Consider the following 26,267-nt stretch of genomic DNA (forward strand, 5'->3'; position numbering starts at 1 on the left):
AGGCAACAACTTCATGATCGACGCAGAAAGGACCGGGTTAGTTGTACAGGAGGATTCCGGTTAGGAGGACTCCGTGGGCCAGGTTGAGGATGCCGTCGCCACCGGGGTAGCCGACCCGCGCCAGGCCGCCGGAGGCCGTTCGGCCGAACAGGTACGGGGCCAGGCTGTACGGGACGTCGGCCGTGACCGTCTCACCGGTCTCGATCTGCACGAAGTCCATCGGCACCCGGTCGGCCGGCAGGTACTGCTGCAGGATCGCCCCGCCCCGGTCGACGGCCGCCCGCAGACCCTCGACCCAGTCCGACGGGCTCAGCTCGGGGCCGATCAGCACGCCGTGCCCAGCCGAGCCGTCCGCCGGCTTCGCCACCAGCGAGGCCTGCTCGGCGATCGCCCGGTCGAGCACCGCGACGGTCAACGGCACCGTGTACGGCACGTGCCGGCGGATCAGCGTCCGGTCGTCGGCGGGCAGGGTGTCGACGTCCTCCCACAGCCAGGCGAAGGTGGTCTTGTTGCCGAGCAGCCAGGCCGCCGACGACACGTACATCGGCAGGGTGCCGGCGGCCAGCGCGCCGGCCACCGCGTCCAGACCGGCGGTCGGGGTGACCCGGTTGGGCACGAACAGCCGGAACAGCGCGTCGACCGGCGCGCCGTCCACGACCAGGCGGTCGTCGGCGTCCAGGGTGGCGCTGGACAGGGGCGCGATGACCAGGTCGAGGCCGAAGTCCCGGGCCCGGACGGCGAGCGGGCTGAGGATCCGGATGAACGTCTCCGGATCGTCCAGGCCCGGGTAGTCGGCGTCGAAGTCCATCAACAGGGCCAGCCGGGCGCCCTCGGGCAGGTCGAGTTCGTCGCGGATCGCCACGAACCGCTGGTCCAGCAGGGACGGCGCGGCCCGGAGCGGCAGGCCGTCGAGGAGCCCGTGCTCGGTGTAGAGCTGCGCGAACCGTTGGATGACGGTGTCGGCGTCGAACCCTCCCCCGAGGCTGCTGTCGATGTTGTACTCCACGAACTTCGGCACACCGTCGGTGAAGATCACATCCGGCCGGTACGCGGCCAGCAGCGCCTCGGTCAGCGGCTCCGACTCGTCCAGCAGGCGGGTCTCCCCCGCCGGAACGCCGAGCAGCCGGCGCAGCTCGCCGGCGGTGTCCACCCGGCGGCGGCAGGCTTCCAGGATCAGTTGGGCCAGCCGGTCGCAGACGTCGTTCAGCTCCCGCCAGGTGTCGGCGGCCAGCACCGGGGGGCGGGCCAGCCGCCACTGCTTGTTGTAGGTGGCCCGGCCGTGAAAGACGCGCTCCCAGGCGGCTGCGCCGGTGGCCACCATGGCCCGGCGGGCCGGCTCGGGCAGGTCCGTCCACGCTCCGTCAGCCGACGGCCAGGGATAGTTCGGGTCGATCATGAGCCGTCCTTCATGGTCAGGTGGATGGCGGTGGCGAGCTGCTCCCGACCGGGCTGCACGGCCCGGTCCAGGGCGGGGGCGAACGGCAGCACCGCGCCGTCGGGTCGGGTCACCCGGCGCGGTGGGGCGAGCAGCCGTACCCGCTCGACGACCGAGGCGATGACCTCGGCGGCGAAGCCGCAGGAGCGGTTGGCGTCGTCGATGACGACGAGGCGGCCGGTACGCGTCACCGACTCACAGACGCCGTCGATGTCGAACGGATAGAGGGTGCGCGGGTCGAAGACCTCCACCGACACCTCGTCGGCCAGCTCGTCGGCGACGGCGAGCGCGTCGTGCACGAGGTGCCCGACCGCGACCACGGTGACGTCGTCGCCGGGTCGGTGCACCCGGCCCCGCCCCAGCGGCGCCGGTTCCAACTCGGCGACATCGTCCCGGACGTCCATCGCGCCGGCCGGCGCGAACACGACCACCGGGTCGTCGTGCCGGATCGCGGTGACCAACAGGCCGTACGCGTCGGCCGGGGTGGACGGTACGACGGTGACCACGCCGACGTGGGCGAAGAGGCTGTACGGGTGGTCGGAGTGCTGCCCGGCCCAGCCGGTGCGCGACCCGGAACCGGGCACCAGGTAGGTGACCGGCACCGCGCACTGCCCGCCGGTCATCAGCGGGAACTTGTGCGCGTGGTTGACGATCTGCTCGAAGACGAGGAACAGCAGCGACGGGATCTGGAACTCGATCACCGGCCGGAGCCCGGCCAGCGCCGCCCCGGTGGCGAAGCTGGTGAACGCCTGCTCGGACAGCGGTGTGTCGCGGACCCGGTCGGTCCCGAACCGCTTGGCGAGCCCGGTCGTCACCAGCGACGCGCCGACCTGGACGTCCTCGCCGAGCAGGAACACCGTCTCGTCGCGGGCCAGCTCGTCGGCGAGGGCCCGGGTCAACGCCCGCCGGTACGACAGTCGGGGCACCTCAACCACCTCCGGTGCGGACGGTCAGGCCGCTGGCGTACAGGTACGCGAGCGCGTCGGCCGGCTCGGGGTGCGCGCTGGCCAGGGCGAACCGCACCGCCTCGTCGAGGGTCGCCTCGACCTCGGCGTCCACGGCTGCCCGGTCGCCGTCGGTGAGCCGGGCGCCCTGGATGTCCACCGGGTCCCGGGACCGACCCCGGGTCACCTCGTCGGGCGGCCGGTAGTCGAGGCGTACCGCGTGTTCGAAGGTGTGGTGGACGTCGAAGCGGTAGGTACGGGCCTCGATCAGCTCCGGGCCACCGCCGGCGCGCATCCGCGCGACGGCGGCGGACGCGGCGGCGCGTACCGTCTCGGGGTCCTGGCCGTCGACCTGGGCGGCCGGGATGCCGAAGGCGGCGGCGCGGCCGGCGATGCTGCCGGCGACCGCGCCGCCGACCGGCATGGTGGTGGCGTAGCCGTTGTTCTCGCAGACGAACAGCACGGGCACCCGCCAGAGCGCGGCCAGGTTGAACGCCTCCAGCAGCATCCCCTCGTTGACCGCGCCGTCGCCGAAGAAGCTCACGCCGACGGTGTCCCGGCCCTGCCGTCGGCAGGCCCAGACCGCGCCGGTGATGATCGCCCCGGACGCGCCGACGATCGCGTTCGCGCCGAGCACGCCGATGCGCAGGTCGGCGGCGTGCATCGAGCCGCCCCGGCCGGCGTTGAGGCCGGTGACCCGGCCGCACAGCTCGGCGAGCATCCGCGCCGGGTCCGCGCCCCGGGCCAGCACGTGCCCGTGCCCGCGGTGGGTGCCGGCGAGCACGTCGTCGACGCCCAGCGCGGCGCAGACGCCGGCGGCGATCCCCTCCTGACCGAGGTACGGGTGGATGCCGCCGGCGATCTGCCCGCCGTGGACCAGCTCCACCGCCCGCTCCTCGAACCGGCGGATCAGCCGGACCGTGCGGTAGAGCCGGACCGGATCGGCGTCGCTCACGCCAGGCCCTTGATGGCGGCGAGGATGTCGTCCCAGAGCCGGGCGCGGGCGGCGAGGGCGGTGTTGACCGTGTCGGCGCACTCCTGCCACCTGGCGTCGTCGTCGCCGCACAGGTCGGCGAGCATCTGCATGGCCATCGGCGTGTGCTGCTCGCCGTCGACCTCGATGTGCCGTTCCAGGTAGTCGACGAACGTGTGCAGCCGGTTGCTGCGTTCGTTGACGGTGACGACCTGGGTGAACATGTCGGGGATCAGGTCCTCGCGGCCGAACGCGAACGCCGCCGCCTGGCAGTGCACCGGGGTCGACTCGATGATCTGCCAGGTGGTCGCGGCGAACCGGGCGGACGCGGCCGGCGCCCCCGCCTCGGCGAGCGCGTCGGTCACCGGCCGGCCCGCGCGCAGCAGGTCGACGAGGGCGTTCACGGCGGTGGTGTCCGCGCCGGCCTCGGCCATGCCCCGCACGTACAGCTCGAAGTGGCTGAGGTAGCCCTCGCCCAGTTCGTCGCTCTCCTCGACCATGACGATGTCGTTGATGAGCCGGCGACTGCCGGTCGGGCCGGTGGGGATCCACGGCACGCTCACACAGGTCAGCTGCCGCTGCAACGACTTCAACAGGGACATGAAGTCCCAGACCGCGAAGACGTGGTGCTCCATGAAGGTGACCAGCGCCTGGTGGGTGTCCAGGTTGGCGTAGAGCGGGTGCTTGACCACGGCGTCGCGGCGCTCGGTCACCGCCGCCTCCAGCCGCTCGATGCCCGGGTGCGTCCTACCCCAGTCGTACCGTGACATTGTCAACCTCCCTGCTGGGCGCGGTCGCGCCAGATGACCGGGCAGTAGTCGGGGTCCGCGTAGTCCGGCCGCCCCTCGTGGGTGCGGCGGACCAGCACGTCGTGGTTGTACGCGGCGAGCGTGCCGTCCGAGAGGGGATACTCCCGCCAGGCGTTGTCGCCGTCCTGCAGGTGCAGCGAGATCGCCTGTCGGGGACGACCGCTGACGTTGGGGCCGCTGCCGTGGTAGGTGCGGCAGTGGTGGAAGCTCACGTGTCCCCTCGGGATCACCATGGGGATCTTGCGGATCTCCGCGCCGTTGTGCGCGGCGTTCTCGGCCAGCATCTCCTCGAGCTGGCTCCGGTCCCGGTCGGCGAAGTGCCGCACCACGGTGTCGTCGACGCCGATCTCCTTCCACAGGTGCGAGCCGTCGACCATCGTGATGGTGCCCATCTCCTCCCCGCAGTCGTGCAGGGGGATGAACGCGGTGAGCATCTTCTCCGACGACGAGGACGCCCAGTAGTGCTTGTCGAAGTGCCAGGGCACGATGTTGCTCGGCTCGCCCTCGATCGGTGGTTTGAGGATCAGGGTGGACTGGAAGACACGGATCTCGTCGGCCTGGGCCAGGCGGGCGGCCACCGCGCCGAGCAGCGGCTTGCGCAGGATCGCGCCGAGCCCGTCGTGTTCATGGTGGACGTAGTCGTTGTGCCGCTGTACCGGCCCGTTCGACGGCTCCCAGTAGGCGAGCTTCGGTGGGCGTACCGGCAGCCGGCGATCCCGCTCGCCGTCGTAGTAGCGCCGCGCGGCGGCGGCGAGCGCCTCCACCTCGTCATCGGTGAAGATCTTCTTGGACAGGTACCAGCCGTGCTCGGCGTAGTGCCGCACGTCCTCGTCGGAGGGCAGCAGCGCCTGCTCCGCGGCGGTCAGCGCGCTCACGCCCCCACCCCCTGCGCGGCCAGTTCCCGCTCCTTGGCCTCGTAGAGCGCCTTGATGTTGCCGCTGCCGAAGCCGCTCGCGCCCCGCCGCTCGATCAGCTCCAGGAACAGCGTGCGGCGCACGTGCATCGACTCGGCGAAGATCTGCAACAACTGTCCACCGTGGTCGGAGTCGACCAGGACCCCCAGCTCACGCAGGCGGTCCAGCGGAGCGTCAACCCGACCCACTCGTGCCTGGAGGGTGTCGTAGTAGGCGCCGGGGGTGCCGGCGAAGCGAACCCCCCGCCGTCCGAGGGACTCCACGGCCGCCACGATGTCGTCGGTGCGCAGCCCCAGGTGCTGCACGCCCCCACCGGCATGCTGGTCGAGGAAGGCGTCGATCTGCCCAGGCCGGCGGGTACGGTCCGGCTCCAGCAGGACCACGGTGACGCGGCCCGATGGGCTCTGCACCACCTTCGAGTTCATCCCCTGGCCGGCGACCTCGACGTGCTCCTCGAAGATCTGCGCGAAGCCGAACAGCTCCTCGAAGTGCCGGACCGTCCCGTCGAGTTCCCCGGGCGGCACGCACACCGCCAGGTGGTCGACCTCGGCGAGGACCGCCTCGGCGTCGTCCGGCCCCGGCGGCGTCGGCGTGATCACCCCGGGCAGGAACTCGCTTCGACTCCCCCGACGCTGCACCAGGCGGTGCCGCACGTCGGCGAAGCCCTGCACCTCGGCGGTCACCACCTCGGCGTCCGCGCCGGTGCGGGTGGTCGGTGGCGTCACGCCCGTCGCACCCCGGGCCAGCAGCTCGGCGTACGCGCCCACGACGTCGTCGACCTCGACGGCGACGACCGCGATGCCGTCACCGTGCCGGTGCACGTACCGGGCCGCCGGATGGTCGACGCTCAGCCCCGAGGTGAGCAGCAGTCGGATGTCGCCGTGGCAGAGCAGCAGCGAGCGCTGCCCGGTCAGCCCGGTCTCCGGGCCGCCCTGCCCGCAGAGCTGGAAACCGACGGCGGTGCTGAACCAGAACGCCGCCTGTCGGGCGTCGCCTACGTAGAGTTCGATGTGGTCGATACCACGGATGTCCATGTCGTCACGTGCCCTTCCCCATGCTTCGCCCGTGTTGCCGTCCGGACGCCCCCAGCCCGGGATGCGCGTCGCTCACCTCCTCGGCTCGGCGACCCGCGCGAGCACCAGGCTCACGTTCTGGCCGCCGAACCCGAACGAGTTGGTCAGCGCGTACTCCACATCGGACCGGCGGGGCGCCCCCCGGATGTGGTCACCCGGGCAGGCCGGGTCCAGGTCGTCGAGGTGGTACGTCGGCGGCAGCAACCCCCGACCGAGCGCCAGCGCGGTCGCCGCCGTCTCCAACACCCCGGACGCGCCGAGCAGGTGACCGGTGAGCGCCTTGGTGGAGCTGACCGGCACGCCACCGTCGCCGAACACGTCCGCGAGGGCCGTGGTCTCCGCGATGTCGCCGAGCTTCGTGCCGGTGCCGTGCGCGTTGACGTAGCCGACCGCCGCCGCCGGCACTCCCGAGCTGCGCAGCGCGCCCCGGATGCACGCCGCCGCGCCCGCGCCGTCCGGACGCGGGGCGGTCGGGTGGTACGCGTCGGTGGTCGCGCCGTAACCGGCCACCTCGGCGTACCCCCGGGCGCCGCGCGCGGCGGCGTGCTCGGCACGTTCGAGGACCAGCAGCGCCGCCCCCTCGGCCAGCACGAACCCGCTGCGGGAGGTGTCGAACGGCCGGCTCGCCCGGGTCGGATCGCCGCCGGCGCGGGCCAGTGCCCGCGCGTTGCCGAACGTGTCGGTGAAGGTCGGAAAGAGCGGCGCCTCACTGGCCCCGCAGACCACCACGTCGGCCTCCCCGCACCGGATCAGCCGGACCGCGTCGGCGACCGCCTGGGCCCCCGAGGCGCAGGCCGTGCCGACCGACGAGCTGTAACCCCGGATGCCGTACGCGATGGCGATCCGCGCCGCCGGCATGTTCGGCAGGATGCCGGTGAGCAGGTACGGGCTGACCGCCGACCGTCCCCGCGCCGCGCGGGCCAGCACCTGCGACTCCAGCGTGGCCAGCCCGCCGACACCGCCGACGATCACGCCGATCCGGGAGGGGTCGACGTCGCGGCCCACCTCGATGCCGGCGTCCGCGAGCGCGTCGGCGGCGGTGAGCAGCGCCAGGACCACGGTCCGGTCCAACACCCGGCTCTCCGGGCCGGGCAGGACGCTGCGCGGGTCGATGTCGGGCAGCAGACCGGCGACGTCCAGCGAACCCGACGCCGGATGGCCCTCGGGTGGGCGGGTCAGCCCGGACCGCCCGGTCGTCAACGCCTCGAAGGTCTCCTCGACGCCCCGCCCGACCGGAGAGAACAGGCCCATCCCGGTGATCAGCGCGCTCACGCCGGCGCTCCGCTTCGCTCCGCGCCGGCGCGAGACTCCGAGCGGCTGAGCTGCTTGGTTCGCTCGCTCCGCTCGCTCACGCCGGCGCTCCGACCCGCCCGCTCACGACGCGGCCTCGGTGAGGTAACGCTCCCGCAGGGCCACCTTGCGGACCTTGCCGGTCACGGTCACCGGAATGTCGTCGGAGCGGACCGGCACGACCCGGCGCAGCGTGGCGCCGACGTCCGCGCCGAGGGCGGCGCGCACCCGTTCGGTGCGGTCCTCGGCCTCGTCGGCGCCGGCGGCCAACTCCAGCAGCACGTCGGTCACCACCCGCCCGCCCTCGGCGACGATCACCACCGTGCAGTCGGTGACGTCCGGGCAGGTGGCGAGGATCCGCTCCTCCGACAGCGCGGTGAAGAACCGCCGCCCGTCCCCGGCGTCGACCGAGTCGACCGCGCGGTCCAGGTGGTAGTACCGGCCCTCGGCGTCGGCGCGGACCAGGTCGCCCGTGAGGTACCAGCCACGCTGGCGGAACCGGTAGGTGGCGGCCGAGTCGTTCCAGTAGCCCCGGAACAGCGACGGCGAGTCGACACCCAGGAAACCCACCTCGCCGACCGGCACCGGCTCGCCGTCGGTATCCAGCACCGCGACCCTGGTGAACTGGTACGGCCGGCCGATGCAGCGGCCGTACCGGTCGGTGTCGGCGCGGTGGGTGATGTGGAACATCGAGTGCCCCATCTCGCTGGAGCCCAGCCCGTCGATGAACAGCGAGCCGGGCACCCGCGCCACCCCGTCGCGGGTCACGGTGTCGTGCCAACCGACTGCGACGAGGCGGCGGATGTGCGGCTCGTGCGAGCAGTCGCCGGTGTTGAACCACAGCCGCACCGAGTCCAGGTCGTACCCGGACAGGTCGAACCGGGCCAGCTCGGCCCAGGTGACCGAGAAACCGAACACCCCGTCGGGACGCCAGCGTTGGATCGCGTCGAGGACCCGCTCGCCGCCCTGCTCGGAGAGCAGGAACATCTGGGCGCGGTTACCCAACGCCTGGTTGACCATCAGCACAGTCGCGGTGTGCGGTGCGGGAAGGGCGTTGAGGATCCGGCTGGTGCCCTGCGCCTGCGGCATGCTCAGCAGGTGCCGGGTGGCCGCGAAGAGGCTGGCGTGGGAGTGCAGCACCGCCTTGGGCACCCCGGTCGTCCCGGAGGTGTGGGTGATCACGATCGGGTCGTCCGGGTGGTGCCGGTAGTGCGGCGGGGCCTTCGCCGGGTCGCCGGTGCCGGCCCGCGCGGGCGTGCCGAGCACCGGTACGCCCAGCTCGTGCCCGGCCAGCAGCGCGGTGTGCGCGTCGTCGGCGAGCACCCCGACACCACGCAGCCGACGGATGTACTCGGCGGCGATCTCCGGGCGGAGCTTGCCGTTCATCAGCGCCGGGATCGCGCCGAGCCGGGCCAGCGCCAGGAAGCTGAGCACCATATCGGCGGCGGCGGTGGCCCAGACGGCAACCGGGTCGCGGGGGCGTATCCCCTGCTCGTGCAGCCACGCGGCGCGGGCGGCGACCCGCTCGTCGAGCTGACCCAACGTGAGCGGCGTCTCGGCTGGATGCCCGTCGACGGCGGTGTCGAAGGTCAGCGCCGGCCCGTCCGGGTCGGCGCCGTGCGCCAGCACGCGGGCCAGCATGTTGCCCGCGCCCAGCTCGGTGTCGGCGGCCAACCGGCCGCGCAGTCCCGGTGTCCTCATGGTCGTGCTCCTCCCCCCAGCAGCACCGCGACCGCCTCGGTGGACAGGTCGGGCGTCTGTTCGATCAGGATCAGCAACACCTCGTCGGCGTCGCCGTCGTCGTGCAGTAGTGCCGCCTGCGCGGTGCCCTCGGCGTACGGGTCGCCGGTGGGGCTGAGGCAGACCACCGGGCCGCGCAGTCCCCAGCGGGCCGCGAGGTGCCCGGCGACGCTGTTGGGCACGGACTGGTAGAAGAACAGCGGCCCGATCCGTCCGCCGGCCTCGACCGTCACGCGGACGTGATCGGCGCTGGCCCGGTCACCGCTGGCGCTGACCAGCACGATCGCGGTGCGTACCCCCTCCGGCACCGGCTGGTCCCCGTACCGCCGCCGCAGGCACCGCTCGCCGACCGCCACGACCGTGGGCGCGAACGCCGAGTGCACGAACCCCGGCACCCCCGGCACGACCCCGTCCCCCGGCTCGGGCCAGCGCGCCCGCGCGAGCTCCCGCACTCCCACCTCCCGCGATCTTGCGGTTTCTGTTGTGGATTCGCGTTCTTCGCCGGATTCGTCGGCGCAGAAAGTGCACGATCGCGGGGAGGTGGGGGTGGTCATGGCGCGCCGACCAGGAGCGCGGTGTTGGCGCCGCCGAACGCGGAGTTGAGGGTCAGGGCGTGGGTCACCGGCGCACGGCGCGACGCCGCCGTGATGACGTTGACCGGACACGCCTCGTCGGGGCCCCGCCAGCCGGCGTTGACCGGCAACTCGCCGGCCCGCAGCGCCATCGCCGTGACCACCAGTTCGAGCAGCCCGGACGCCTCCAACGCGTGCCCGTGCAACCCCTTCGTGGAGCTGACCGGCACCTCGTTGGCGTACCCGTCGAGGGCCCGCCGCAGCGCCGCGGCCTCGGCGGCGTCGCTCTGGGCGGTGCCGGTGGCGTTGGCGTTGACGTACCCGATCGCCCGCGGCGGCAGCCCGGCCCGGCGCAGCGCGGCGCTGGCCGCGCGGGCCAGCCCGGCGCCGGTCGGGTCCGGCTGGCACGGGTGGTACGCGTCCCCGGCGCGTCCCCAGCCCACGACGGTCGCCACCGGCTCCGCGCCCCGCCGCGCCTCGGCGCGGGACTCGACCACCACGGCGGCCACGCCGTCACCGAGCAGCAGCCCACGGCGGCCAGCGCTGAACGGGCGGACCGCGCCGTCGTCGGCGAGGGCGCGGCCGGCGTCGAAGAGCGCGAACTGGTCCGGCTCGACGAGATAACCGGCGGCCACCACCACCCGGTCCAGATCACCCCGGCTGATCAGGGTGGCGGCGTCGGCGACCGCCGTACTCGCCGACACGCACGCGCTGGTGTAGACCCGGGTGTGAGCGGACAGCCCACAGCGGGAGGCGAGCTGGCCGGCGAGCGCGGACGGGACCGGCTCCACGCCGGGGGCCGGGCCGCCGTGCACGGCGAGCAGCAGCGCACACCCGGCACGCCGGGCGCGGTCCAGGCCGGCCGTCCGGCAGGCCGCGTCGATCGCGTCGGCCAGCTCGTCGGCGAGGGTGCCGACCTCCGGCAGGGTGGCCGCCACGGTGACCCGGCGTGTGCTCGTGTCGAAGCGACGGATCGGTCCGAAGGCCGGCGTGGCGGCGAGCTGCGCCTCGGCGCCCCGCCCGAGGGCGCTGACCGCGTGCACACCGGTGAGCTGGACGACGGGCGGCTCAGCCATCTGCGGGAGCGGCCAACGACGCCCGCAGGACCGCCAGGGCGTCGTCGACGGTACGGATGCCGGCCAGGTCGTCGTCGGTGAGGTCGAGCTGACGCTGGTAGCGCTGCTCGACGAGGTGCACGAGCCAGGCCAGCTCCATCGAGCCGACCCGGTCCGGGACCTCGTCGGCCGGTTTCGCGGTGAGTTCGGCGAGCATGGTCAGCAGGTCAGCTCGCCCCAGGTCGGGCTGACCGGTCATCAGGCGGCGTCGCGCTTCGCCTCGGCGACGCGGTCGGCGACCATCGTGGTGAACTCGCCTACCGTCATCAGCGCGAGCTTCTCCGACTCGTCGTCGGCGAACGTCAGGCCGAACTGGTCCTCGACGCGGACGGCCAGATCGGACAGGGCCAGCGATTCCAGGTCGACGCCGGACGGGCCGAGCGTGGTGTCGTCGTCGAGCCCCTCGACGTCGTAGTTCATGTCGACGAGCTGCTCGACGACGAAGGCGCGGACCTCGGCTCTCATGGATACCCTCTCTGCGTAAGCCAGGTGACGGTGTCCGATCGGGACACCGCGTTGGTCTGGGTCGGTGGGGACACCGGCGGTCGGCCGGATCCCGCCGTACGGTCGCCGCGCGCGGGTGTCGGCGCGGTAGTCGGCGCGCTTGACGGCGCGGGTGTCGGCGTCGAGGTGGCGCAGCGGGCCGGTCACGACGTCACCGCCGAGCGCAGCGCGTCCGTCGAGCGGACCAGCTTGCCGGTGGTGGTACGGGGCAACGCGTCGAGCAGGCGCAACACCCGGGGTCGCTTGTAGCCGGCCAGCCGTTCGGCGAGGAGCTTGTCCAGGACCTCCTCGGACAGCGGGCCGTCGGGCTGGACGTAGGCGGTGATGCCGTCGTCCCACACCACCACGGCGGCGGCCACGCCGGGCAGCTGGGCGACGGTCGCCTCCACCTCGGTGAGGTCGACCTTCATCCCGCCCACCGAGACCTGCGAGTCGAGGCGGCCGCGCACGGTGACCAGGCCGGTGTCGGCGTCGACGGTGCCGGCGTCGCGGGTGTGCAGCCAGCCGTCGGCCCAGCGGGTGGGGTCGCTCAGCCCGACGTACGGCGACGCCGGACAGGACACCCACAGCTCACCGCCGGACTCGCGGACCTCGATGCCGGGCGCGGGGGCGATCGACGGGCGGTGCGCGCCGTGCAGGTCGGTGCCGATGACCCCGACCTCGGTCATCCCGTACATGTTGCCCAGCGGCACCCCGTACCGGTCGGTGAACGCCCGGACCACCGCGGCCGGGACCAGCTCGCCGCCGGTGGTCATCCGCCGGAACTGCGGCAGCGGACCGGTCGGCCGGCTGGAGGCGAGCAGACCGATGTGGAACGGCACGCCCAGCACCGTGGCCGGCGTGGCCTGGGCGGCGATGGCGGCCAGCACCGCGTCGCCGCTGAGCCGCTGCGGCGGCACCAGCTCCACACCGGCGTGCAGACCGTAGAGCAGGCCGCCGACCAGGCCGAGCACGTGCACCATGGAGGGCAGCAGGATGATCCGCTCGCCGGGCAACGCCACCCCGTCGATACGGGTGTAGCGGCGCACCTCGGCGACCAGGTCGGCGGCCGTACGGCCGATCACCTTGGACGGGCCGGTCGAGCCGGAGCTGAGCTGGATCACGGCGTGGCCGCTGACCGCTGGACCGTCCGCGTACCGGGTGACGCTCTCGGTGACGTCGACGAACACCTTCAACGCGCCCCCGCCGGTCCGCAGCGGGGCGACGACCACCTGCGGGGTGAGCCGGGCAAGCGCCCGGTCCACCTCGTGGTCGGTGAGCCGGTGGTCGAGCAGGATGGCCTGCGCTCCCGCCCGCCAGGCGGCGAGCAGGTTGACGACGTACGCCAGCGACGGCGGCAACCGCAGCGCGGCGGCGCCACCGGAACGCAGTCCGGCAGCGGTCAGCCGGTCCTGCGCGGCGGTCACCAACCGGTGCAGGGTGGCCCGGTCGATCGGTTCCGGCAGGCGGAGACAAACATCGGTTGGACGGCCGGCGAACAGGACTTCATCCACCCAGCCGGGGTCATCTACCGTAAGGTTTTCGGCGACATGATTCATTGCCCCCACCATTCGACCCGCAGCGCAAAGTAGGGCATAGGAGCCAATTTCTGGCATCTTTCGAGGTGCTGCCGGAACCCTACGACAGCCACGTTGAGCATCGCTAGATGCAAATGGCTAGATCAATTTGAGCGCCCGGACCGATTGCCGCATACCGCCGCCCACCACTCGTTCCCACCTGCCGACCATGATCGACTCGACTTCCTGGAAGTCGGGCCGTCCCAGCCGATCGGACACCGCCGTTTCCGGGATCCCGAGTCGATCAGGGATGGGTGAGGCCAATGAGGTCGGCCAGCCGGGCCACGCCGGCGGCCGCCGGTCCGCACTGGGCGATCTCGGCGACCAGGGTACGGACAGCAGGGCGACGGTGGATCTCGCCGGGCGCGACGGTGTGTGCGTCGGCCAGCGCGCGCCCGGCTCCGGTGACGTCGCCGCCGTCGAGGTGGGCGCGGGCGGCGTCGACGAGGTGGGCCGCGCGAAGGTCGGCGGGCAGCAGGGGCCAGTCGTCGCGGCGAACGGCCATCCGATGGTGGCGCAGGGCCTCGTCGGTGTCGCCGACGCGCAGTGCGGTCAGGAAGCGGGCGAGCCTCGGGAGCCAGGCTGTGCAGACGTTGACGGGGCAGGTCACTTCCGCCAGGTACATCAAGCACGTCGGCAACCTGGTGGGCGCGCGCCAAGTTCATAACGGTATTGAGCGAGGAGGCAGCCTCGCGCTGGTCTCGCTAACGTGCGGAGCCAGCAGATGCGCGCATCCTGAGCCTCGGTCAGTCCCGGGCAGACCGCTACAGGTGCTCGGCCGCAAGCTGCTCGGCTTCCAGGGTGAACTCGTCCAGTTCGGCCGGACTGAGGTCGGCTTCACGAAGAAGCTGGCCGAGCATGAATAGCTCGGCTCCGAGGGCGGTCTCGGGGGAGATTGAGTCGACCAGTTCCGGCTCCCCGAGGACTGCCCGGATAAGCCCTTCCATCTCAAGTACCGGCAGTGGATCTCCGCCCTGCTGCCGGGATCGGATTCCCGAGACCCAAGCAGCCACGTCACTCGGAGTGGCGTCCGCACCGAATCGCCGTTCGACAGCGACGGCAAAGGCAGCCCCAATGACCTTGAGACCGTTACCCAACCCGTGCCGGCCAATCTCGACTGACAAGGCATCGACCGCGTCCCAGTCCGCCCTGTGCAATGCCCGGATGAGTTCGCTGAGCGGCTGATCAATCACTTCTGGTTCAACCTGGCCTTCCACTGTCGGATCACTCCGGAAACTCGCTGCGCTGCCACGCCCGCCAGCAGCCCAGCCACCACGAGATGCCCCGCAGCCTCCGACCCATCGATCTTCGCGCGTGGTGACGGGCCAGGACCGGTGGGGGTGCTCGTTCCGGACGAGTGTGCACCGGAGGGACGGTCAAAGTCACGCAGGGCCGTAGATCCCTTCTCCACGGCGTCGACACCTGCCGAGACCTGGTCCTGCACGTCGTCGGCCCTTCGCGCCGCACGAATGAGGAAGGCGCCTCTTCTCCGGCCCAGGTCCCGTCGATCGCTGTCAGCCAAGAGTTCCTCCCCCGGCGGTGACCCGGAGGTGGCTGCCGCCGATCGTGGCGCCGAGCCAGGTGCCACGGCATTCAGGAAGTCCGCGACGTTCCGCGCCGCATCGCTGCTCAACCGGGCGATCCGGCGAGCCTTGTCGGCACCGGTGCGGCTCTGACCTACCGCCGCGCGCAGCCTGGGATGGTCGGTACCTCTCCCGACCGTGGAGTACCGGGCATGCCCCTGAGTGACGTCCGATGCGGCACGTGTCGCCTGGACCGCGATCGCGTCCAGGCGGTCGATCGTGGACCGGAGTTGGGCCACGACCTGAGCGAGCAGGTCGCTCACCCCAGCGCCCTGCGGAATTCGTCAGCACTTTCCTGTGCGGAGGTGATGACCCGCAGGGTCAGCGTCACCTCGCGTATCGCCTCAGCGAGAGCCCGGCGGGCCTTCTCGGCCTCCTCGCGCCGGCTGTCGTGCATGGTGGGGAGCATGACCCCAGCGGCTTCGTCCAGGGATGCGCCGATGCCCTCGATCGTCGTCCGGCTCTGGTCGAGAAGGTGACGCGCTTCGTCGAGGGCTGCCTTGACCTCGCCGATGCTCATAGTCAGCCAAGGATGTTGATGTACTGCCGGGCCGCCGCGGTGCTGCCCTGGAGGGTCGTGGCTGCCTCGGTCAGACGTTGCTTGCTCTGCTCGGCTCGGGCGATCGCCTCAGCGATGGCCGGATGGCCAGTGCCTGCGGATACCGCGCGCAGCCGAGCGAGCACCTGGTCGGTGCCGTCGATGGCGGCGCGGATCTGGCTCGTCGTCGTGACGCTCTGCTCGGCTGCCTGGGCGAGCGCGGCTTTGACTTGCTCGATGCTGGCCATGCCGTCCTTCCGGTCGATCGCACGGCGAGGGGCACCGGCGTTCTGCACGGGCAGTAGCGACGCAGACACTACCCAACATGAATCCCTCTCCGTAGCCCCGTCTCGGGGCGTCGCGCTAGCCCGGTTTGATGCTGGCGAGCTGGACGAGAAGTTGAATCAGCCGATATGCCTCGGCGGCGTCGACGGCGCGGAAGGCGACCGTCCGGCCGCCGCCGACCCGGGTCACACCCGGCACCAGAACGGCGAGGTCGACCATGTACGGGCCGTACAGATCGACCTCCACGTCCAACGGCCCGGACATCGTCCACGGAGGAATCGAGGCGCGGCGGGTGATGGCATCGGCGGCAGCGTGACGCAGCCGCTCGCGCACCTCCTGCGGATGCAGGGCCACCGCGGCGGCCTGGCCCAGGGTCTGTTTGACGGCGACGGTGACCGCCGAGGGCACCAGCTCACCGAACTCGGCGCAGGCGGCGTCGTCTCCGCTGAGCAGGACGACCGGCACGTCCAGGTGCCCTGCCATGGCGGTGTTGAGGCCGATCTCGCCTAGTGACCGACCCGCCACGCGTACGTCGAGGATCGCGTCACTCATCGTGTGGGCCAGCACGGCCGGGCCGGCACCGGCCCGAGCGTGATAACCGATGAACATGACGGCGCCCGTGTGCTCGTCCAGACCCGCGAGCATGCCCAGCGGGCGCGGTTTGCCGCGCACGAGGTGCGCCCGTCGGTCGAGGTCCTCCGGCAGGATGTTGCGGAACGTGCCGTGCGCGTCGGCAACCCACACGACGGCGTCGGGTGCGGCATCGAGAACGCCGGCGATCACCGCGTTCGCCTCGGCCGTCATGAGGGCCCGGCCGCGCTCGTAGTCGTACCGATCGGGATTCGTCTCGGTGGGATGCACGATCCCCGAGACGCCTTCCAGGTCGACGGAGATCAGCACCTTCATGACCTCGGGATCCTACGCGCTCCCGATGGTCACGAAGGTGGTCGAGTTGATCGACAGCAGGTCGCCGAGGTGGGGGCATCCACCCGCTCCGGATACCCCCACCTCGGCGATCTGGAGTGGATCAGAGCCCTGCGGCGGCGGCGAGACGGGCCTCGTCCGGGGTCTGGGCGTGGATGTGGAAGCGCAGCGACCGGGCGTCGGTGAAGCACTCCCGCATCGGCCGCACCAGGTCGCGGTGCTCCTCGGTGCGCTCCCACGCCTCGAAGTCGGCCAGGCTCGCCCACTCGCTGGTGATCAGCCACTGCTCCGGGTCGGTCGACGAGCGGCACACCTGGTCCACCAGGTGCCCCGGCACACCGTCGGCGACCAGGTGCCGGATCTGCTCGTACGCGGCCAGAAACGCCTCCGTACGCGGCGCCGGCACCCGGACCAGGAAGACCACTCGGGCCCGCTGTCCGCTCACGGCGTCTCTCCTTCCGTCGGCGCGGCGCCCCGCAGGACCAGCGCGCTGTTGAATCCGTCGAAGCCCCGCGCGCAGACCAGCGCCAGCCGGCTGCGCGGCCGGCGGTGCTCACGCAGGAAGTCCAGCTCGCACCCGTCGGCGACCTCGTCGGGGCCGGCCGAGGCGGGCAGCGTGTCGTGCGCGAACGCGAGCAGGGCGGTGGCCACGTCCAGTGCCGAGCCGCCCTGGTGGGCCCGGCCGGTCAGCGGTTTCTGGGTGGTGACCGGGGGCGGCCGGTCGGCGAAGACGGCGCGCAGCGCCGCGGCCTCGCTGCGGTCGTAGCGGAGTACGCCGAGGGCGTCGGGCAGCACCACGTCGATCGCGGTCGCCGCGACGCCGGCGCGGTCCAGGGCCAGCCGCATCGCCCGCGCGTACTGGATCGGGTCGCCGGCGCTGTCGGCGGTGGTGTGCGCGGCGTCGTGGGTGGCCCCCCAGCCGCTGACCTCGCCGTAGATCCGGGCGCCCCGGGCCAACGCGTGGCCCAACTCCTCCACCACGAAGACCGCGCCGCCCTCGGCCGGCAGGTAGCCGCTGGCCGTCGCGTCGAACGGCCGGTAGGCCCGCTCCGGGTCGGCGACGTCGCTGAGCAGCCCGGAGCGCAACTGGCAGGCCAGGGCGTACGGGCTCAGTGGACACTCGGTCGCCCCGGCGATGACCACCGGAGTCCCCCGGCGCACCGCGCGGGCGGCGTGCGCGAGGCTGTCCAGCCCGCCGGCCGCCTCCGCGACCAGCACGCCGCTCGGACCCTTGAACTGGTGGTGGATGGAGAGCTGTCCGACGCTCGCCGCGTAGAACCAGGCGATCGACTGGTACGCGCCGACGGTGCGCGACGGCCCACCCCAGAGCCGTTGCAGTTCCCGCTGCCCGAACAGGTTGCCCCCGGACGAGCTGGCCAAGGCGACCGCGTAGCCGTACGGGTCGGGTGCCCGCTCGGGCAGCCCGGCGTCGGCCAGCGCGAGGCGGGTGGCGGCGAAGCCGAGGTGTGTCCATCGGTCGGTCTGCACGAGTTGCCGGCTCTCGGCGTAGGACTCGGCCGCGAAGTCGGGCACCTCGCCGCCGAGGCGGGTGGGGTAGCCGGCCGGGTCGAAGAGCGTGATCGGCCCGGTGCGCCGGGTGCCGGCCAGGACGGTACGCCAGTGCGCGTCCGCGCCGACGCCGCTGGGCGCGACCACACCGATTCCGGTGACGACCGCCCGGGCGGTGCTCACGCCGCCGCCGGAAGTCGGCGGAACACCATCGCCGACTGGAAGCCACCGAACCCGCTGCCCACCGACAGGGCCACGTTCACCGGCACCTCCCGCGCCTCGTTGGGTACGTAGTCCAGGTCGCACTCGGGGTCACGGGTGCTCCAGTTGGCCGTCGGCGGCACCACCCCGAACTCGATCGCGAGGGCGCAGGCGGCCATCTCGATCGACCCGATCGCGCCGAGCGAGTGCCCGACCATCGACTTGATGGAGCTGATCGGCACCCGGTACGCGGCCTGGCCCAGCGCCCGCTTGAACGCGGCCGTCTCGTGCCGGTCGTTCTGCCGGGTGCCCGAACCGTGCGCGCTGATGTAGGAGACCTGCTCCGGGATGATCCGGCCCTGCCGCAGCGCGTCGCTGACGGCGAGGCCCATCTCCAGCCCGTCGGGGCGCAGCCCGGTCATGTGGAAGCCGTTGCTGCGGCTGGCGTAGCCGGCGACCTCGCAGTAGACGTGGGCGCCCCGCCGTCGGGCGTGCTCGGCCTCCTCGAGCACCAGCACGGCCGCGCCCTCGGCCAGCACGAATCCGTGCCGGTCGGCGTCGAACGGGCGGGAGGCGTGCGCTGGGTCGTCGTTGTCGGGACTGGTCGCCTTGATCGCGTCGAACGAGGCGACGGTGACCGGTGAGATCGGCGAGTCGGCCGCGCCGGCCAGCACGATGTCCGCCTCGCCGTCCACGATCATCTGGTGGGCGTAGCCGATGGCGTCGATGCCGGACGTGCAGCCGGTGGAGACGACCTGCGCCGGGCCGTGCAGGCCGTGCCGGCAGGCCACGTCGGCGGCCAGGCTGCTGGGCACCAGCGCCTGGTACAGGTATGGGCCGCCGAGTGCCGCGTCGACCAGCCACCGCCGGCCGTGCTCGCTGACCCGCACGTACTCCTCTTCCAGGGCCATCGTGCCGCCCACGGCGGTGCCGAGCACCACCCCGGCGCGGTCCCGCTCGGCGTCGGTAAGCACCAGGCCGGCGTCGGCGATGGCCTCGGTGGAGCAGGCCAGCGCGAACTGGACGTAGCGGTCGGCGCGACGCCGCTCGGCGTCGGTGAGCCCGGCGGCGACCGGGTTGAAGTCACACTCGGCGGCGATCTGCGAGCGGAACGGCGACGGGTCGAAGAAGCTGATCCGCCGGGTGGCCGTACGCCCCTCGGTGATGGTCTTCCAGAACCGGTCCCGGCTGGCGCCGCCGGGGGCCACGACGCCCACGCCGGTCACCACGGTGCGACGGCCGGTCACCGCGCCACCTCTGTTCGCGACTGCGGGGCTCGCAAACCCGGCTCACTCCTCGCGCTCACGACCCACCCCCTGTTCGACGAGTTCGGTGTCGACGTGCCCCAGCTCGGGGCGCGGGGCCAGGGGGCCCAGGTGGAAGACCACCTCGGCCGGCTCCGTGCCGGTGTTGCGCAGCCGGTGCCGCACGTTGACCGGTACGAACAGCGCCTCGCCGGTGGCCACCTGCGTGGGCTGGTCGTCGAGGTCCACGGTGATCGCGCCGCGAGCCACGTACAGGAACTCCTCGCTGTAGGGGTGGTAGTGCTCGGCGATCCGCTCCCCCGACGCGAGGGTCGCCACCCCGAGGAAGCCGGAGGTGCTGCCGACGGTGCGGGGGCCCAACAGCACCCGCAACTCACCGCCGCGTCGCCGGTCCGCCGGTACGTCCGAGGCCGCTATCAGCCGGGTGCCCAGGTCACTCATCGCCGGCCTCCCCCGCGGCGGAGCCGGCCTGCGCCGAGGCGTCGCCGTCGACGGAGCCGGCCTGCGCCGGAACCGAGCCGCCGGCCGGGCCGCTCCGGCCGGCGCGTTCCCGGGCGATCCGCTCCACCCGGTCCTTGATCACGGCGAGTTGGATGACGCTGTTGGTGTTGATCCGCTCGGTCATGGCGGCGTTGTCGACGGGCGCGGTCGGCTTCATGGCGAAGTCCTGCGTCCAGGTCATCCGGGTGCCGCCGGCCTCCTCGGTGTAGCGCCAGTGGATCCTCATGTACTCGAACGGCCCGGTCTCCACCCGGTGCGCCCGCACCTGACGGCTCACCGGGTCGGCGGTGCGTTCGCTGACCCAGCTCCACGCCACCCCGTTCTCGTCGGGGTACATGGTGAGCCGGAACCGTACGGTGTGCCCGTCGCGGTGCAGAATCTCCACCACGGCGTACTCGGTGAACAGCTCGGTCCAGTTCGCCACGTCGTTGGTGACGTCCCAGACCAGCGCGAGCGGCGCGTCGATGAGCACGGTGTTCTCGGTGTGCCCGGGCGGGTCGGTACGACGGGCGACCAGGTCGGCCACCGCCGCGATGCTCAGTTGCCCGGCCTGCTCGGGGATGCTCACCTGCCACCGGTCGGCGACGACCGCCGAGAGTTCCAGCAGGGCGAGCGAGTCCATGCCGAGTTCCTCCAGCGACGCGGCGGGCGTGCGGGCCGCGGCCTCGGCGTCCAGGCCGCAGTGCGCCACCAGGATGTCGGTGATCTCGGCGGTCATCGGGCGACCATGGGTGACGGTCATCGGGTCCTCCTGTGGGTTACGTCGGGCTCCGCGGCGGGCGCGGCGCGGGGTGTTGGGGTGGCCGCCGGCCGCGACGCGGGCGCGGCGAGCAGGCGGTCGACGAGGCCGGTGGTGTAGCGGCCCTTGCGGAACCCGGCGTCGTCGAGCACCCGCCGGACGAACGGGATGGTGGTGTGCACACCCGGACCGGCGATGTCGAACTCGTACAGCGCGCGTTCCAGCCGGTTGAGCGCCGACTCCCGGTCGGGCGCCCAGACCACGACCTTGGCCAGCAGGGAGTCGTACCAGGGGCCGACCAGGTAACCGGCGCGGGCGTGGGTGTCCACCCGGGTGAACGGGCCGCCCGGCGGGGTGAACCGCTCGAGCCGTCCGGGGGTGGGGGCGAAGCCGCGTGACGGGTCCTCGGTGTTCACGCGGCACTCCACGGAGACGCCGCGCAGGTGTATCTCCTCCTGCCGCCACCGCAGCGGCACACCGGCCGCGATGTGCAGTTGCTCGTGCACCAGGTCGATCCCGGTGACCATCTCGGTGACGGGGTGCTCCACCTGGATCCGACAGTTGATCTCCAGGAAGTGGAAGCGTTCCTCGGCGTCGACCAGGAACTCCAGCGTGCCGGCGCCGACGAAGCCCACCTCCAGCGCGCCCCGCAGCGCGGTCTCGGCGATGGAGTCGAGCGTCGCGGCGGACAGCGCGGGGGCGGGGGCCTCCTCGACGAGTTTCTGGTGTCGGCGCTGCACCGAGCAGTCCCGGGTGCCCAGGTGCACGCCGTTGCCGTGGGCGTCGCAGAGCACCTGCACCTCGACGTGCCGGGCCTCGGTGAGGTAGCGCTCGACGTACACCCGGTCGTCGCCGAAGGCGGCCTGGGCGGCGGCCCGCGTCCGCGCGTACGCCCGGGCCAGCTCGGCCGGACGGCGCACCACGGTCATCCCCCGGCCGCCGCCCCCGGCGGCGGCCTTGACGATCACCGGGTAGCCGACGGCGTCGGCGACCTCGGCCGCCGCCGCGGCGGTGGCCACCGGCGCGACGCTGCCCGCCGCCAGCGGCAGTCCGGCCCGGCTCATCAGGGCCCGGGCCGAGGACTTGTCGGCCAGCGCCGCCATCACCGCCGGCGGCGGCCCGATGAACGTCAGCCCGTTGTCCGCGCAGATCTCGGCGAAGTCGGCGTCCTCGGAGAGGAACCCGTATCCGGGGTGGACGGCCTGCGCGCCCACCTGGCGGGCGGCCTCCACGATCGCGGCGGCGTTGAGGTAGCTGCGCCGGCTGGACGCCGGTCCGATCCGGACGGCCTGGTCGGCGAGGCGGACGGCCGCGGAGTCCGCGTCGGCGGCGGAGTAGACCACCGCCGTGCGGACGCCGAGTTCCCGGCAGGCCCGCAGCACCCGCAGGGCGATCTCGCCCCGGTTGGCGATCAGAACGGTCTCGAACATCGCCACCCCCGCCGTCAGGCCGGATCCAGCTCGACCAGTGGCTGGTCGTACTCCACCGGCTGACCGTCCTCGACGAGGATCGCGACCACCCGGCCGGCCCGGTCGGCGCTCACCTCGTTCATCAACTTCATGGCCTCGACGATCGCCACCGGCTGACCGGGACGGACCAGGTCGCCGACCGCGACGAACGGCCCAGCGCCCGGCTCCGGCGCGCGATAGAACGTGCCGACGATCGGCGCCCGGATCGCGGCGCGGCCCGGAACCGGGGGGCGGATCAGCGCGGCCGGCGGACCGGGCGCGGCCGCGGTCGGCGGCGGCGTGGCGGCGGCCACCGGCAGGGCCGGAGGTACGCCCGAGCCGCCGGCCGGCTCGTCCGGATGCCACTCGATCTCGAGCACGGTCGCCCCGCTGCGCAGCCGGATCCGGCGTACCGGCCCGGCCAGCTCGGCGAGCAGGTGCCGGGCCTGTCGGCGTAGCCCGGCCAGCACCTCCTCGCCGTCCGTGTCGGATCCCTGGGATCCGTCCGCCCGGAGGCGCCCGTCGACGTCCGCCCGGCCGTTCGGGCCGTCGGCGGTGGACACCGTCGCGCCGGCCGTCATCGGGCACCTGCCTGGTTGCCGGCGCGGGTGGCGCCGAACCGACGGAAGCGCTGCCGTCGCAGGCGGACCAGCATCGCGGGCGGCACGTCCAGCAGTGGCAACAGATTGGCCAGCAGGGCGGCGCGCAGCCGCCGGGCGGTCTCCGCCGGGTCGTCGTGGGCGGCCGTCGCGGGCTCGGGGACGATCTCGTCGACGACGCCGAGGCGACACAGGTCGGGCGCGGTCAGCCGCAGCGCGCGGGCCGCCTGTGGGGCGGCGGAGCGGTCCGGCCAGAGGATGGCGGCGCAGCCTTCCGGGCTGATCACCGAGTAGACGGCGTGTTGGAGCATCAGCACCCGGTCGGCGACGCCGAGGGCCAGCGCGCCGCCGCTGCCGCCCTCGCCGGTGATCACCGTGACGACGGGGGTCGGCAGCACGGTGAGGGTGAGGATGTTCTCCGCGATCGCCGCCGCCTGCCCCTGCTCCTCGGCGCTGATCCCCGGGTCCGCGCCGGGCGTGTCGATGAGGGTGACCACCGGCAGGCCGAGTCGCGCGGCGAGACGCATCAGCCGCAACGCCTTGCGGTGCCCGGCCGGGCTGGCCATGCCGAAGTTGCGGGCGACCAGGTCGGCGGTGGTGTGCCCCTTCTGGTGGCCGATCACCATCACGTGCCGCCCGGCCAGGCGGGCGATCCCGCCCACGATGGCCGGGCAGTCCCCGCCGAGCCGGTCGCCGTGCAACTCGACGAACCCGTCGAAGACCGAGTCCAGGTAGTCCAGGGTGGTGGGTCGACCGGGGTGGCGGGCCGTGCGCACGGTGTCCCACGCGTCGCGTACCGCCGGCTGCGTGCCGTCGTCGGCCGCCGCCGTGGGCGGTCGCTGCCCGTCGGCCACCGCCGGCGGGACCGCGTCCACCAGACGCTCGTGGTGTCGCGCCGGCTCCTGACGGGGTACGGACGCCCGCGCCGGACGGCCGGTGCGGGCCGCGGCCAGCAGCGCCGCCAGCCGACCGCGCAACGACCGGCGCTGCACCACCATGTCGACCTGCCCGTGACGCAGCAGGAAGTCGGCGGTCTGGAACCCCTCCGGCAGGGCGCGACCGGTGATCTGACGGATCACCCGTGGACCGGCGAAGCCCATCCGGGCGCCGCTCTCGGCGAGCACCAGGTCGGTGTTGGTGGCGAAGGACGCCGCCACGCCGCCGTAGGTCGGGTCGGTGAGCACGCTGACGGTGAGCAGGCCCGCCTCGCGCAGGGCGGCGATCGCCTGGCTGACCGTGGCCATCTGCATCAGCGACAGGGCGCCCTCCTGCATCCGGGCGCCGCCGGACGCGGTGACCAGGATGAGCGGCACCCGGTCGTCGAGCGCCCGCTCGGCGGTGCGGGTGATTAGCTCGCCCACCGCGGCGCCGAGGCTGCCGCCGAGGAAGCGGAAGTCCATCACCGCCAGGGCGGCCGGGTGCCCGCCGATGGTGGCGGTGCCACAGAGAACAGCCTCGGGCAGGCCGGTGGCGGCCCGCGCCGCGGTGAGCCGGTGCGGGTACGGGAGCACGTCGACGAAGTTCAGCGGGTCCGCCTCGGGTATCCGGTCGGGCAGCAGGCGCAGCGAGCCCGGGTCGACGAGCTGCCGCAGCCGCTCCGGCGCGCCGAGGCGGGAGTGCTCCCCGCACTCCGGGCACACGTGCAGGTTGCGGCGTAGCCGCTTGCGGTAGAGCAGGCTCGCGCAGCCGGCGCAGCGGGACCAGAGCTGCTCCTCCTGCCCCGCGGCGGCGGTCACGAGCGCCCTCCGGCGTCGAACCGGTAGAAGCAGCGCGCCATCGCGTCGCGCGGGGAGCGCCAGGTCGGCAGGTACGGCGAGACGTACGGCCGGAGCCGGTCGCTGACCCGGATGAACTCGGGGTGGCCCCGGGCGGCCTCGACCGCCGGCTGCGCCGGCTGCTCGGTCTCGAGCAGGTGCACGTAGAGGTCGTGCAGCCGGTACAGCGCGCGGTGCCGGACGCCGACCAGGCGCGGTAGCTCGGTCGCGTCCGACTCGGCGAAGATTTCGGCGACCTGCTCCTGCGCGGTCGGTACGACCTTCGCGATGATCAGCGATCGGTCCATGGCTGGGCCTCCCCCCACGGCGTCCGGGTCGGCCGGATGAGCCCCGGGGACGCGCTGGACGACTGCCGCCACGATGCGGCAGTCGTCGTCACGGCGGCGTCACCGCGACGGATCGACCGGCGACGCCAAATGGTGACGCTGCGTTGACGCAACCTGTGTATGAGCTATGCGTCCCATGTGCAGCCCGCCTCGAATGATCGATGTTTTTGCAGTTCAGAACCGATTTCATGGGCGAGATTGGGCCAACATGGGCGTTGACTCACCGTGACCGTAATTGATAATCTTCACGGTGGTCAGCCCGGCGGCTCCGGCGGGTGACGCCGCGCGTGGACAGCCGTGGTCGGATTCCATCGACGGAGCCGACGGTGGCGACGCGGGCAGCCGATCCGGGACACAGCAGACAGTCGGGACGAGCGTTCCACAGAGGGGTGCCGCCGTGGCCGCTGATCCGTCCGTGCCGACCGCCGAAGGCCCCGGCGAGGGTGACCTCGCGCTGCACCTGCTCGGCGGCTTCCGCCTCCTGCACGCCACCGCGCACATCGTGGTGCCGCGCGGACTGCAACGGGTGATCGCCCTGATCGGGCTGCGCCCCGGCGCCACCCGCAGCCAACTCGCCGGGCTGCTCTGGCCCGACGTGTCCGAGGAGCGGGCGCTGTCGTCGCTACGGACCGCGCTGTGGCGGCTGCGGCAGGACCCGTGCTGCCCGATGGTCGTGGCCGGCGACACCGTCCGGCTGGCCCCGGCCGTCCGCCTCGACGTCGACGACCTCGTCGGGACGGCCGAGCGCGTCCGCAACGGCGACGACCCGCGGACCACCGCCGGGGCGCTCGCCGCCGGCCGGCACGACCTGCTGCCCGGCTGGTACGACGACTGGGTGTTGCTGGACCGGGAACGGCTGCGGCAACTGCGTCTGCACATGCTGGAGCAGGTGTCCGCCCAGCACCTCGCCGCGGGGCGGCACGGCGAGGCGTTGGAGGCAGCGTTGGAAGCGATGGCCGCCGAACCGCTGCGCGAGACACCGCACCGGCTGGTGGTCCGCATCCACCTCGCGGAGGGCAACGCGTTCGAGGCCGTGCACGCCTTCTACGTCTACCGGGACCTGCTGCGCCGCGAGCTGCGCCTCGAACCCAGCCCGGCGATGAGCGCCCTGCTCGACGACACGCTCGCCCCGATCCGGGCGGCCACCCGCCCCGCCGCCGGCCGGGACCCCGCCGTACGGCCGTCACCGGCCGGTCGGCACACGTGACGGTGACGTGACACGGCCTGCGGCACGGTGACCGCATCAAGCACGTGACCACCGGCCTGCGGGTCGGGATCGGCCACCGGCGGAAGGGGTCCCATGAGTCGTCTACTGATCGTCAGCCGGATCATCCCAGGCGCGGAGGGGCGGGTCGCCCAGATCTTCGCCGAGTCCGACGCCACCGAACTGCCCGGCCTCACCGGCGTCACGCACCGGTCCCTGTACGGCCTGCACGACGTGTTCGTGCACGTCATCGAGACCTCGGACGTCAATCCGGGCGCCCTCGCCGCCGCCCGTAACCATCCGCTGTTCCAGCAGGTCAACGAAAGGCTCGCGGCGCACACCTCGCCGTACCTGTCGACCTGGCGCTCCCCGAAGGACGCCATCGCCGAGTGCTTCTACCGCTGGGACGCGGCCGACGCGGCGGCGCCTCACCCGGCCGGCTGAC

30 protein-coding genes are annotated in these 26,267 nt (G+C 72.9%); 2 read left to right on the forward strand and 28 right to left on the reverse strand.

What is annotated here, in order from left to right; translation table 11 throughout:
• Positions 1-37: 37 nt before the first annotated feature.
• From AB0I89_RS02875 to AB0I89_RS03010, 28 genes are all read right to left on the reverse strand, one after another.
• Positions 38-1,396 carry a hypothetical protein gene (locus tag AB0I89_RS02875; RefSeq protein WP_357119057.1) on the reverse strand — a complete coding sequence of 453 codons (1,359 nt, stop codon included), beginning with the start codon at positions 1,394-1,396 and terminating at the stop codon, positions 38-40.
• On the reverse strand, positions 1,393-2,361 hold the full coding sequence (locus AB0I89_RS02880) for a transketolase C-terminal domain-containing protein (protein WP_357119060.1): 969 nt from the start codon (positions 2,359-2,361) through the stop codon (positions 1,393-1,395). The genes AB0I89_RS02875 and AB0I89_RS02880 overlap by 4 nt, the downstream gene beginning before the upstream one ends.
• 1 nt (position 2,362) lies before the next feature.
• On the reverse strand, positions 2,363-3,334 hold the full coding sequence (locus AB0I89_RS02885) for a thiamine pyrophosphate-dependent dehydrogenase E1 component subunit alpha (protein ID WP_357119063.1): 972 nt from the start codon (positions 3,332-3,334) through the stop codon (positions 2,363-2,365).
• On the reverse strand, positions 3,331-4,122 hold the full coding sequence (locus AB0I89_RS02890; protein WP_357119066.1) for a DUF3050 domain-containing protein: 792 nt from the start codon (positions 4,120-4,122) through the stop codon (positions 3,331-3,333). Before AB0I89_RS02890 ends, AB0I89_RS02885 begins: the two co-directional genes overlap by 4 nt.
• A gap of 2 nt (positions 4,123-4,124) precedes the next feature.
• Entirely contained in the window at positions 4,125-5,036 is a 912-nt protein-coding gene (locus AB0I89_RS02895; protein ID WP_357119069.1) for a phytanoyl-CoA dioxygenase family protein, read from the reverse strand.
• Positions 5,033-6,109, reverse strand: coding sequence for a 4-hydroxyphenylpyruvate dioxygenase (gene hppD, locus AB0I89_RS02900; protein ID WP_357119072.1), 1,077 nt, complete (start codon positions 6,107-6,109; stop codon positions 5,033-5,035). The genes AB0I89_RS02895 and hppD overlap by 4 nt, the downstream gene beginning before the upstream one ends.
• Before the next feature lie 72 nt (positions 6,110-6,181).
• On the reverse strand, positions 6,182-7,420 hold the full coding sequence (locus AB0I89_RS02905) for a beta-ketoacyl-[acyl-carrier-protein] synthase family protein (protein ID WP_357119075.1): 1,239 nt from the start codon (positions 7,418-7,420) through the stop codon (positions 6,182-6,184).
• Positions 7,421-7,522: 102 nt separating this feature from the next.
• Positions 7,523-9,139, reverse strand: coding sequence for a class I adenylate-forming enzyme family protein (locus AB0I89_RS02910; protein ID WP_357119078.1), 1,617 nt, complete (start codon positions 9,137-9,139; stop codon positions 7,523-7,525).
• The gene (locus tag AB0I89_RS02915) at positions 9,136-9,630 is read right to left on the reverse strand and encodes a beta-ketoacyl synthase chain length factor (RefSeq protein ID WP_357119081.1); all 495 of its coding nucleotides are present in this window, start codon (positions 9,628-9,630) and stop codon (positions 9,136-9,138) included. Before AB0I89_RS02915 ends, AB0I89_RS02910 begins: the two co-directional genes overlap by 4 nt.
• 98 nt (positions 9,631-9,728) lie before the next feature.
• The gene (locus AB0I89_RS02920) at positions 9,729-10,826 is read right to left on the reverse strand and encodes a beta-ketoacyl synthase N-terminal-like domain-containing protein (protein ID WP_357119084.1); all 1,098 of its coding nucleotides are present in this window, start codon (positions 10,824-10,826) and stop codon (positions 9,729-9,731) included.
• A complete protein-coding gene (locus AB0I89_RS02925) occupies positions 10,819-11,064 on the reverse strand; it encodes an acyl carrier protein (RefSeq protein WP_357119087.1) in 246 nt (81 codons plus the stop codon). Before AB0I89_RS02925 ends, AB0I89_RS02920 begins: the two co-directional genes overlap by 8 nt.
• A complete protein-coding gene (locus AB0I89_RS02930) occupies positions 11,064-11,330 on the reverse strand; it encodes an acyl carrier protein (RefSeq protein WP_357119090.1) in 267 nt (88 codons plus the stop codon). The genes AB0I89_RS02925 and AB0I89_RS02930 overlap by 1 nt, the downstream gene beginning before the upstream one ends.
• A gap of 182 nt (positions 11,331-11,512) precedes the next feature.
• The gene (locus AB0I89_RS02935; RefSeq protein WP_357119092.1) at positions 11,513-12,907 is read right to left on the reverse strand and encodes a class I adenylate-forming enzyme family protein; all 1,395 of its coding nucleotides are present in this window, start codon (positions 12,905-12,907) and stop codon (positions 11,513-11,515) included.
• 262 nt (positions 12,908-13,169) lie between these two features.
• On the reverse strand, positions 13,170-13,550 hold the full coding sequence (locus AB0I89_RS02940; RefSeq protein WP_357119095.1) for a hypothetical protein: 381 nt from the start codon (positions 13,548-13,550) through the stop codon (positions 13,170-13,172).
• 139 nt (positions 13,551-13,689) lie between these two features.
• Positions 13,690-14,142: a hypothetical protein gene (locus AB0I89_RS02945; RefSeq protein WP_357119098.1), complete on the reverse strand. Its 453-nt coding sequence runs from the start codon at positions 14,140-14,142 to the stop codon at positions 13,690-13,692.
• Positions 14,115-14,771: a hypothetical protein gene (locus tag AB0I89_RS02950; protein WP_357119101.1), complete on the reverse strand. Its 657-nt coding sequence runs from the start codon at positions 14,769-14,771 to the stop codon at positions 14,115-14,117. The genes AB0I89_RS02945 and AB0I89_RS02950 overlap by 28 nt, the downstream gene beginning before the upstream one ends.
• Positions 14,768-15,028, reverse strand: coding sequence for a hypothetical protein (locus AB0I89_RS02955; RefSeq protein WP_357119104.1), 261 nt, complete (start codon positions 15,026-15,028; stop codon positions 14,768-14,770). Before AB0I89_RS02955 ends, AB0I89_RS02950 begins: the two co-directional genes overlap by 4 nt.
• Positions 15,029-15,030: 2 nt before the next feature.
• Entirely contained in the window at positions 15,031-15,294 is a 264-nt protein-coding gene (locus AB0I89_RS02960; RefSeq protein ID WP_357119107.1) for a hypothetical protein, read from the reverse strand.
• A 115-nt stretch (positions 15,295-15,409) separates the two neighbouring features.
• Positions 15,410-16,237, reverse strand: a complete 828-nt coding sequence (locus AB0I89_RS02965; RefSeq protein ID WP_357119110.1) for a M55 family metallopeptidase — start codon at positions 16,235-16,237, stop codon at positions 15,410-15,412.
• A 121-nt stretch (positions 16,238-16,358) separates the two neighbouring features.
• Positions 16,359-16,700: an antibiotic biosynthesis monooxygenase family protein gene (locus tag AB0I89_RS02970; RefSeq protein WP_357119113.1), complete on the reverse strand. Its 342-nt coding sequence runs from the start codon at positions 16,698-16,700 to the stop codon at positions 16,359-16,361.
• Positions 16,697-17,947: a beta-ketoacyl synthase N-terminal-like domain-containing protein gene (locus AB0I89_RS02975; protein ID WP_357119115.1), complete on the reverse strand. Its 1,251-nt coding sequence runs from the start codon at positions 17,945-17,947 to the stop codon at positions 16,697-16,699. The genes AB0I89_RS02970 and AB0I89_RS02975 overlap by 4 nt, the downstream gene beginning before the upstream one ends.
• Positions 17,944-19,212 (reverse strand): beta-ketoacyl-[acyl-carrier-protein] synthase family protein, encoded by a 1,269-nt coding sequence (locus AB0I89_RS02980; protein WP_357119118.1) that lies wholly within the window; start codon positions 19,210-19,212, stop codon positions 17,944-17,946. The genes AB0I89_RS02975 and AB0I89_RS02980 overlap by 4 nt, the downstream gene beginning before the upstream one ends.
• Before the next feature lie 42 nt (positions 19,213-19,254).
• Positions 19,255-19,671 (reverse strand): cupin domain-containing protein, encoded by a 417-nt coding sequence (locus tag AB0I89_RS02985; protein ID WP_357119121.1) that lies wholly within the window; start codon positions 19,669-19,671, stop codon positions 19,255-19,257.
• Complete coding sequence (locus AB0I89_RS02990; protein WP_357119124.1) at positions 19,664-20,473, reverse strand: SRPBCC family protein; 810 nt, start codon at positions 20,471-20,473, stop codon at positions 19,664-19,666. The genes AB0I89_RS02985 and AB0I89_RS02990 overlap by 8 nt, the downstream gene beginning before the upstream one ends.
• The gene (locus AB0I89_RS02995; RefSeq protein WP_357119127.1) at positions 20,470-21,900 is read right to left on the reverse strand and encodes an acetyl-CoA carboxylase biotin carboxylase subunit; all 1,431 of its coding nucleotides are present in this window, start codon (positions 21,898-21,900) and stop codon (positions 20,470-20,472) included. Before AB0I89_RS02995 ends, AB0I89_RS02990 begins: the two co-directional genes overlap by 4 nt.
• Positions 21,901-21,914: 14 nt before the next feature.
• Positions 21,915-22,499, reverse strand: coding sequence for an acetyl-CoA carboxylase biotin carboxyl carrier protein (gene accB / locus AB0I89_RS03000; protein WP_357119130.1), 585 nt, complete (start codon positions 22,497-22,499; stop codon positions 21,915-21,917).
• On the reverse strand, positions 22,496-24,253 hold the full coding sequence (locus AB0I89_RS03005; RefSeq protein ID WP_357119133.1) for an acetyl-CoA carboxylase carboxyltransferase subunit alpha: 1,758 nt from the start codon (positions 24,251-24,253) through the stop codon (positions 22,496-22,498). The genes accB and AB0I89_RS03005 overlap by 4 nt, the downstream gene beginning before the upstream one ends.
• Positions 24,250-24,579: a TcmI family type II polyketide cyclase gene (locus AB0I89_RS03010; protein ID WP_357119136.1), complete on the reverse strand. Its 330-nt coding sequence runs from the start codon at positions 24,577-24,579 to the stop codon at positions 24,250-24,252. The genes AB0I89_RS03005 and AB0I89_RS03010 overlap by 4 nt, the downstream gene beginning before the upstream one ends.
• A gap of 436 nt (positions 24,580-25,015) precedes the next feature.
• On the opposite strand from AB0I89_RS03010, the gene AB0I89_RS03015 reads away from it, so the two are divergent.
• On the forward strand, positions 25,016-25,825 hold the full coding sequence (locus AB0I89_RS03015; protein ID WP_357119139.1) for a BTAD domain-containing putative transcriptional regulator: 810 nt from the start codon (positions 25,016-25,018) through the stop codon (positions 25,823-25,825).
• A 93-nt stretch (positions 25,826-25,918) separates the two neighbouring features.
• A complete protein-coding gene (locus AB0I89_RS03020) occupies positions 25,919-26,266 on the forward strand; it encodes a TcmI family type II polyketide cyclase (RefSeq protein WP_357119142.1) in 348 nt (115 codons plus the stop codon).
• Position 26,267 lies beyond the last annotated feature (1 nt).

This window comes from Micromonospora sp. NPDC049801, assembly GCF_040656575.1.
Classification (GTDB): domain Bacteria; phylum Actinomycetota; class Actinomycetes; order Mycobacteriales; family Micromonosporaceae; genus Micromonospora.

Bases quoted from the DNA above. Each gene is read 5' to 3' on its own strand.
- accB (WP_357119130.1), bottom strand. From the start codon at position 22,499: ATGACGGCCGGCGCGACGGTGTCCACCGCCGACGGCCCGAACGGCCGG.
- AB0I89_RS02990 (WP_357119124.1), bottom strand. From the start codon at position 20,473: ATGACCGTCACCCATGGTCGCCCGATGACCGCCGAGATCACCGACATC.
- AB0I89_RS02930 (WP_357119090.1), bottom strand. From the start codon at position 11,330: ATGAGAGCCGAGGTCCGCGCCTTCGTCGTCGAGCAGCTCGTCGACATG.
- AB0I89_RS02955 (WP_357119104.1), bottom strand. From the start codon at position 15,028: ATGAGCATCGGCGAGGTCAAGGCAGCCCTCGACGAAGCGCGTCACCTT.
- AB0I89_RS02965 (WP_357119110.1), bottom strand. From the start codon at position 16,237: ATGAAGGTGCTGATCTCCGTCGACCTGGAAGGCGTCTCGGGGATCGTG.
- AB0I89_RS02935 (WP_357119092.1), bottom strand. From the start codon at position 12,907: ATGAATCATGTCGCCGAAAACCTTACGGTAGATGACCCCGGCTGGGTG.
- AB0I89_RS02920 (WP_357119084.1), bottom strand. From the start codon at position 10,826: ATGGCTGAGCCGCCCGTCGTCCAGCTCACCGGTGTGCACGCGGTCAGC.
- AB0I89_RS02925 (WP_357119087.1), bottom strand. From the start codon at position 11,064: ATGACCGGTCAGCCCGACCTGGGGCGAGCTGACCTGCTGACCATGCTC.
- AB0I89_RS02940 (WP_357119095.1), bottom strand. From the start codon at position 13,550: ATGTACCTGGCGGAAGTGACCTGCCCCGTCAACGTCTGCACAGCCTGG.
- AB0I89_RS02875 (WP_357119057.1), bottom strand. From the start codon at position 1,396: ATGATCGACCCGAACTATCCCTGGCCGTCGGCTGACGGAGCGTGGACG.
- AB0I89_RS02960 (WP_357119107.1), bottom strand. From the start codon at position 15,294: ATGGCCAGCATCGAGCAAGTCAAAGCCGCGCTCGCCCAGGCAGCCGAG.
- AB0I89_RS02890 (WP_357119066.1), bottom strand. From the start codon at position 4,122: ATGTCACGGTACGACTGGGGTAGGACGCACCCGGGCATCGAGCGGCTG.
- AB0I89_RS03010 (WP_357119136.1), bottom strand. From the start codon at position 24,579: ATGGACCGATCGCTGATCATCGCGAAGGTCGTACCGACCGCGCAGGAG.
- AB0I89_RS02995 (WP_357119127.1), bottom strand. From the start codon at position 21,900: ATGTTCGAGACCGTTCTGATCGCCAACCGGGGCGAGATCGCCCTGCGG.
- AB0I89_RS02910 (WP_357119078.1), bottom strand. From the start codon at position 9,139: ATGAGGACACCGGGACTGCGCGGCCGGTTGGCCGCCGACACCGAGCTG.
- AB0I89_RS02985 (WP_357119121.1), bottom strand. From the start codon at position 19,671: ATGAGTGACCTGGGCACCCGGCTGATAGCGGCCTCGGACGTACCGGCG.
- hppD (WP_357119072.1), bottom strand. From the start codon at position 6,109: ATGGACATCCGTGGTATCGACCACATCGAACTCTACGTAGGCGACGCC.
- AB0I89_RS03020 (WP_357119142.1), top strand. From the start codon at position 25,919: ATGAGTCGTCTACTGATCGTCAGCCGGATCATCCCAGGCGCGGAGGGG.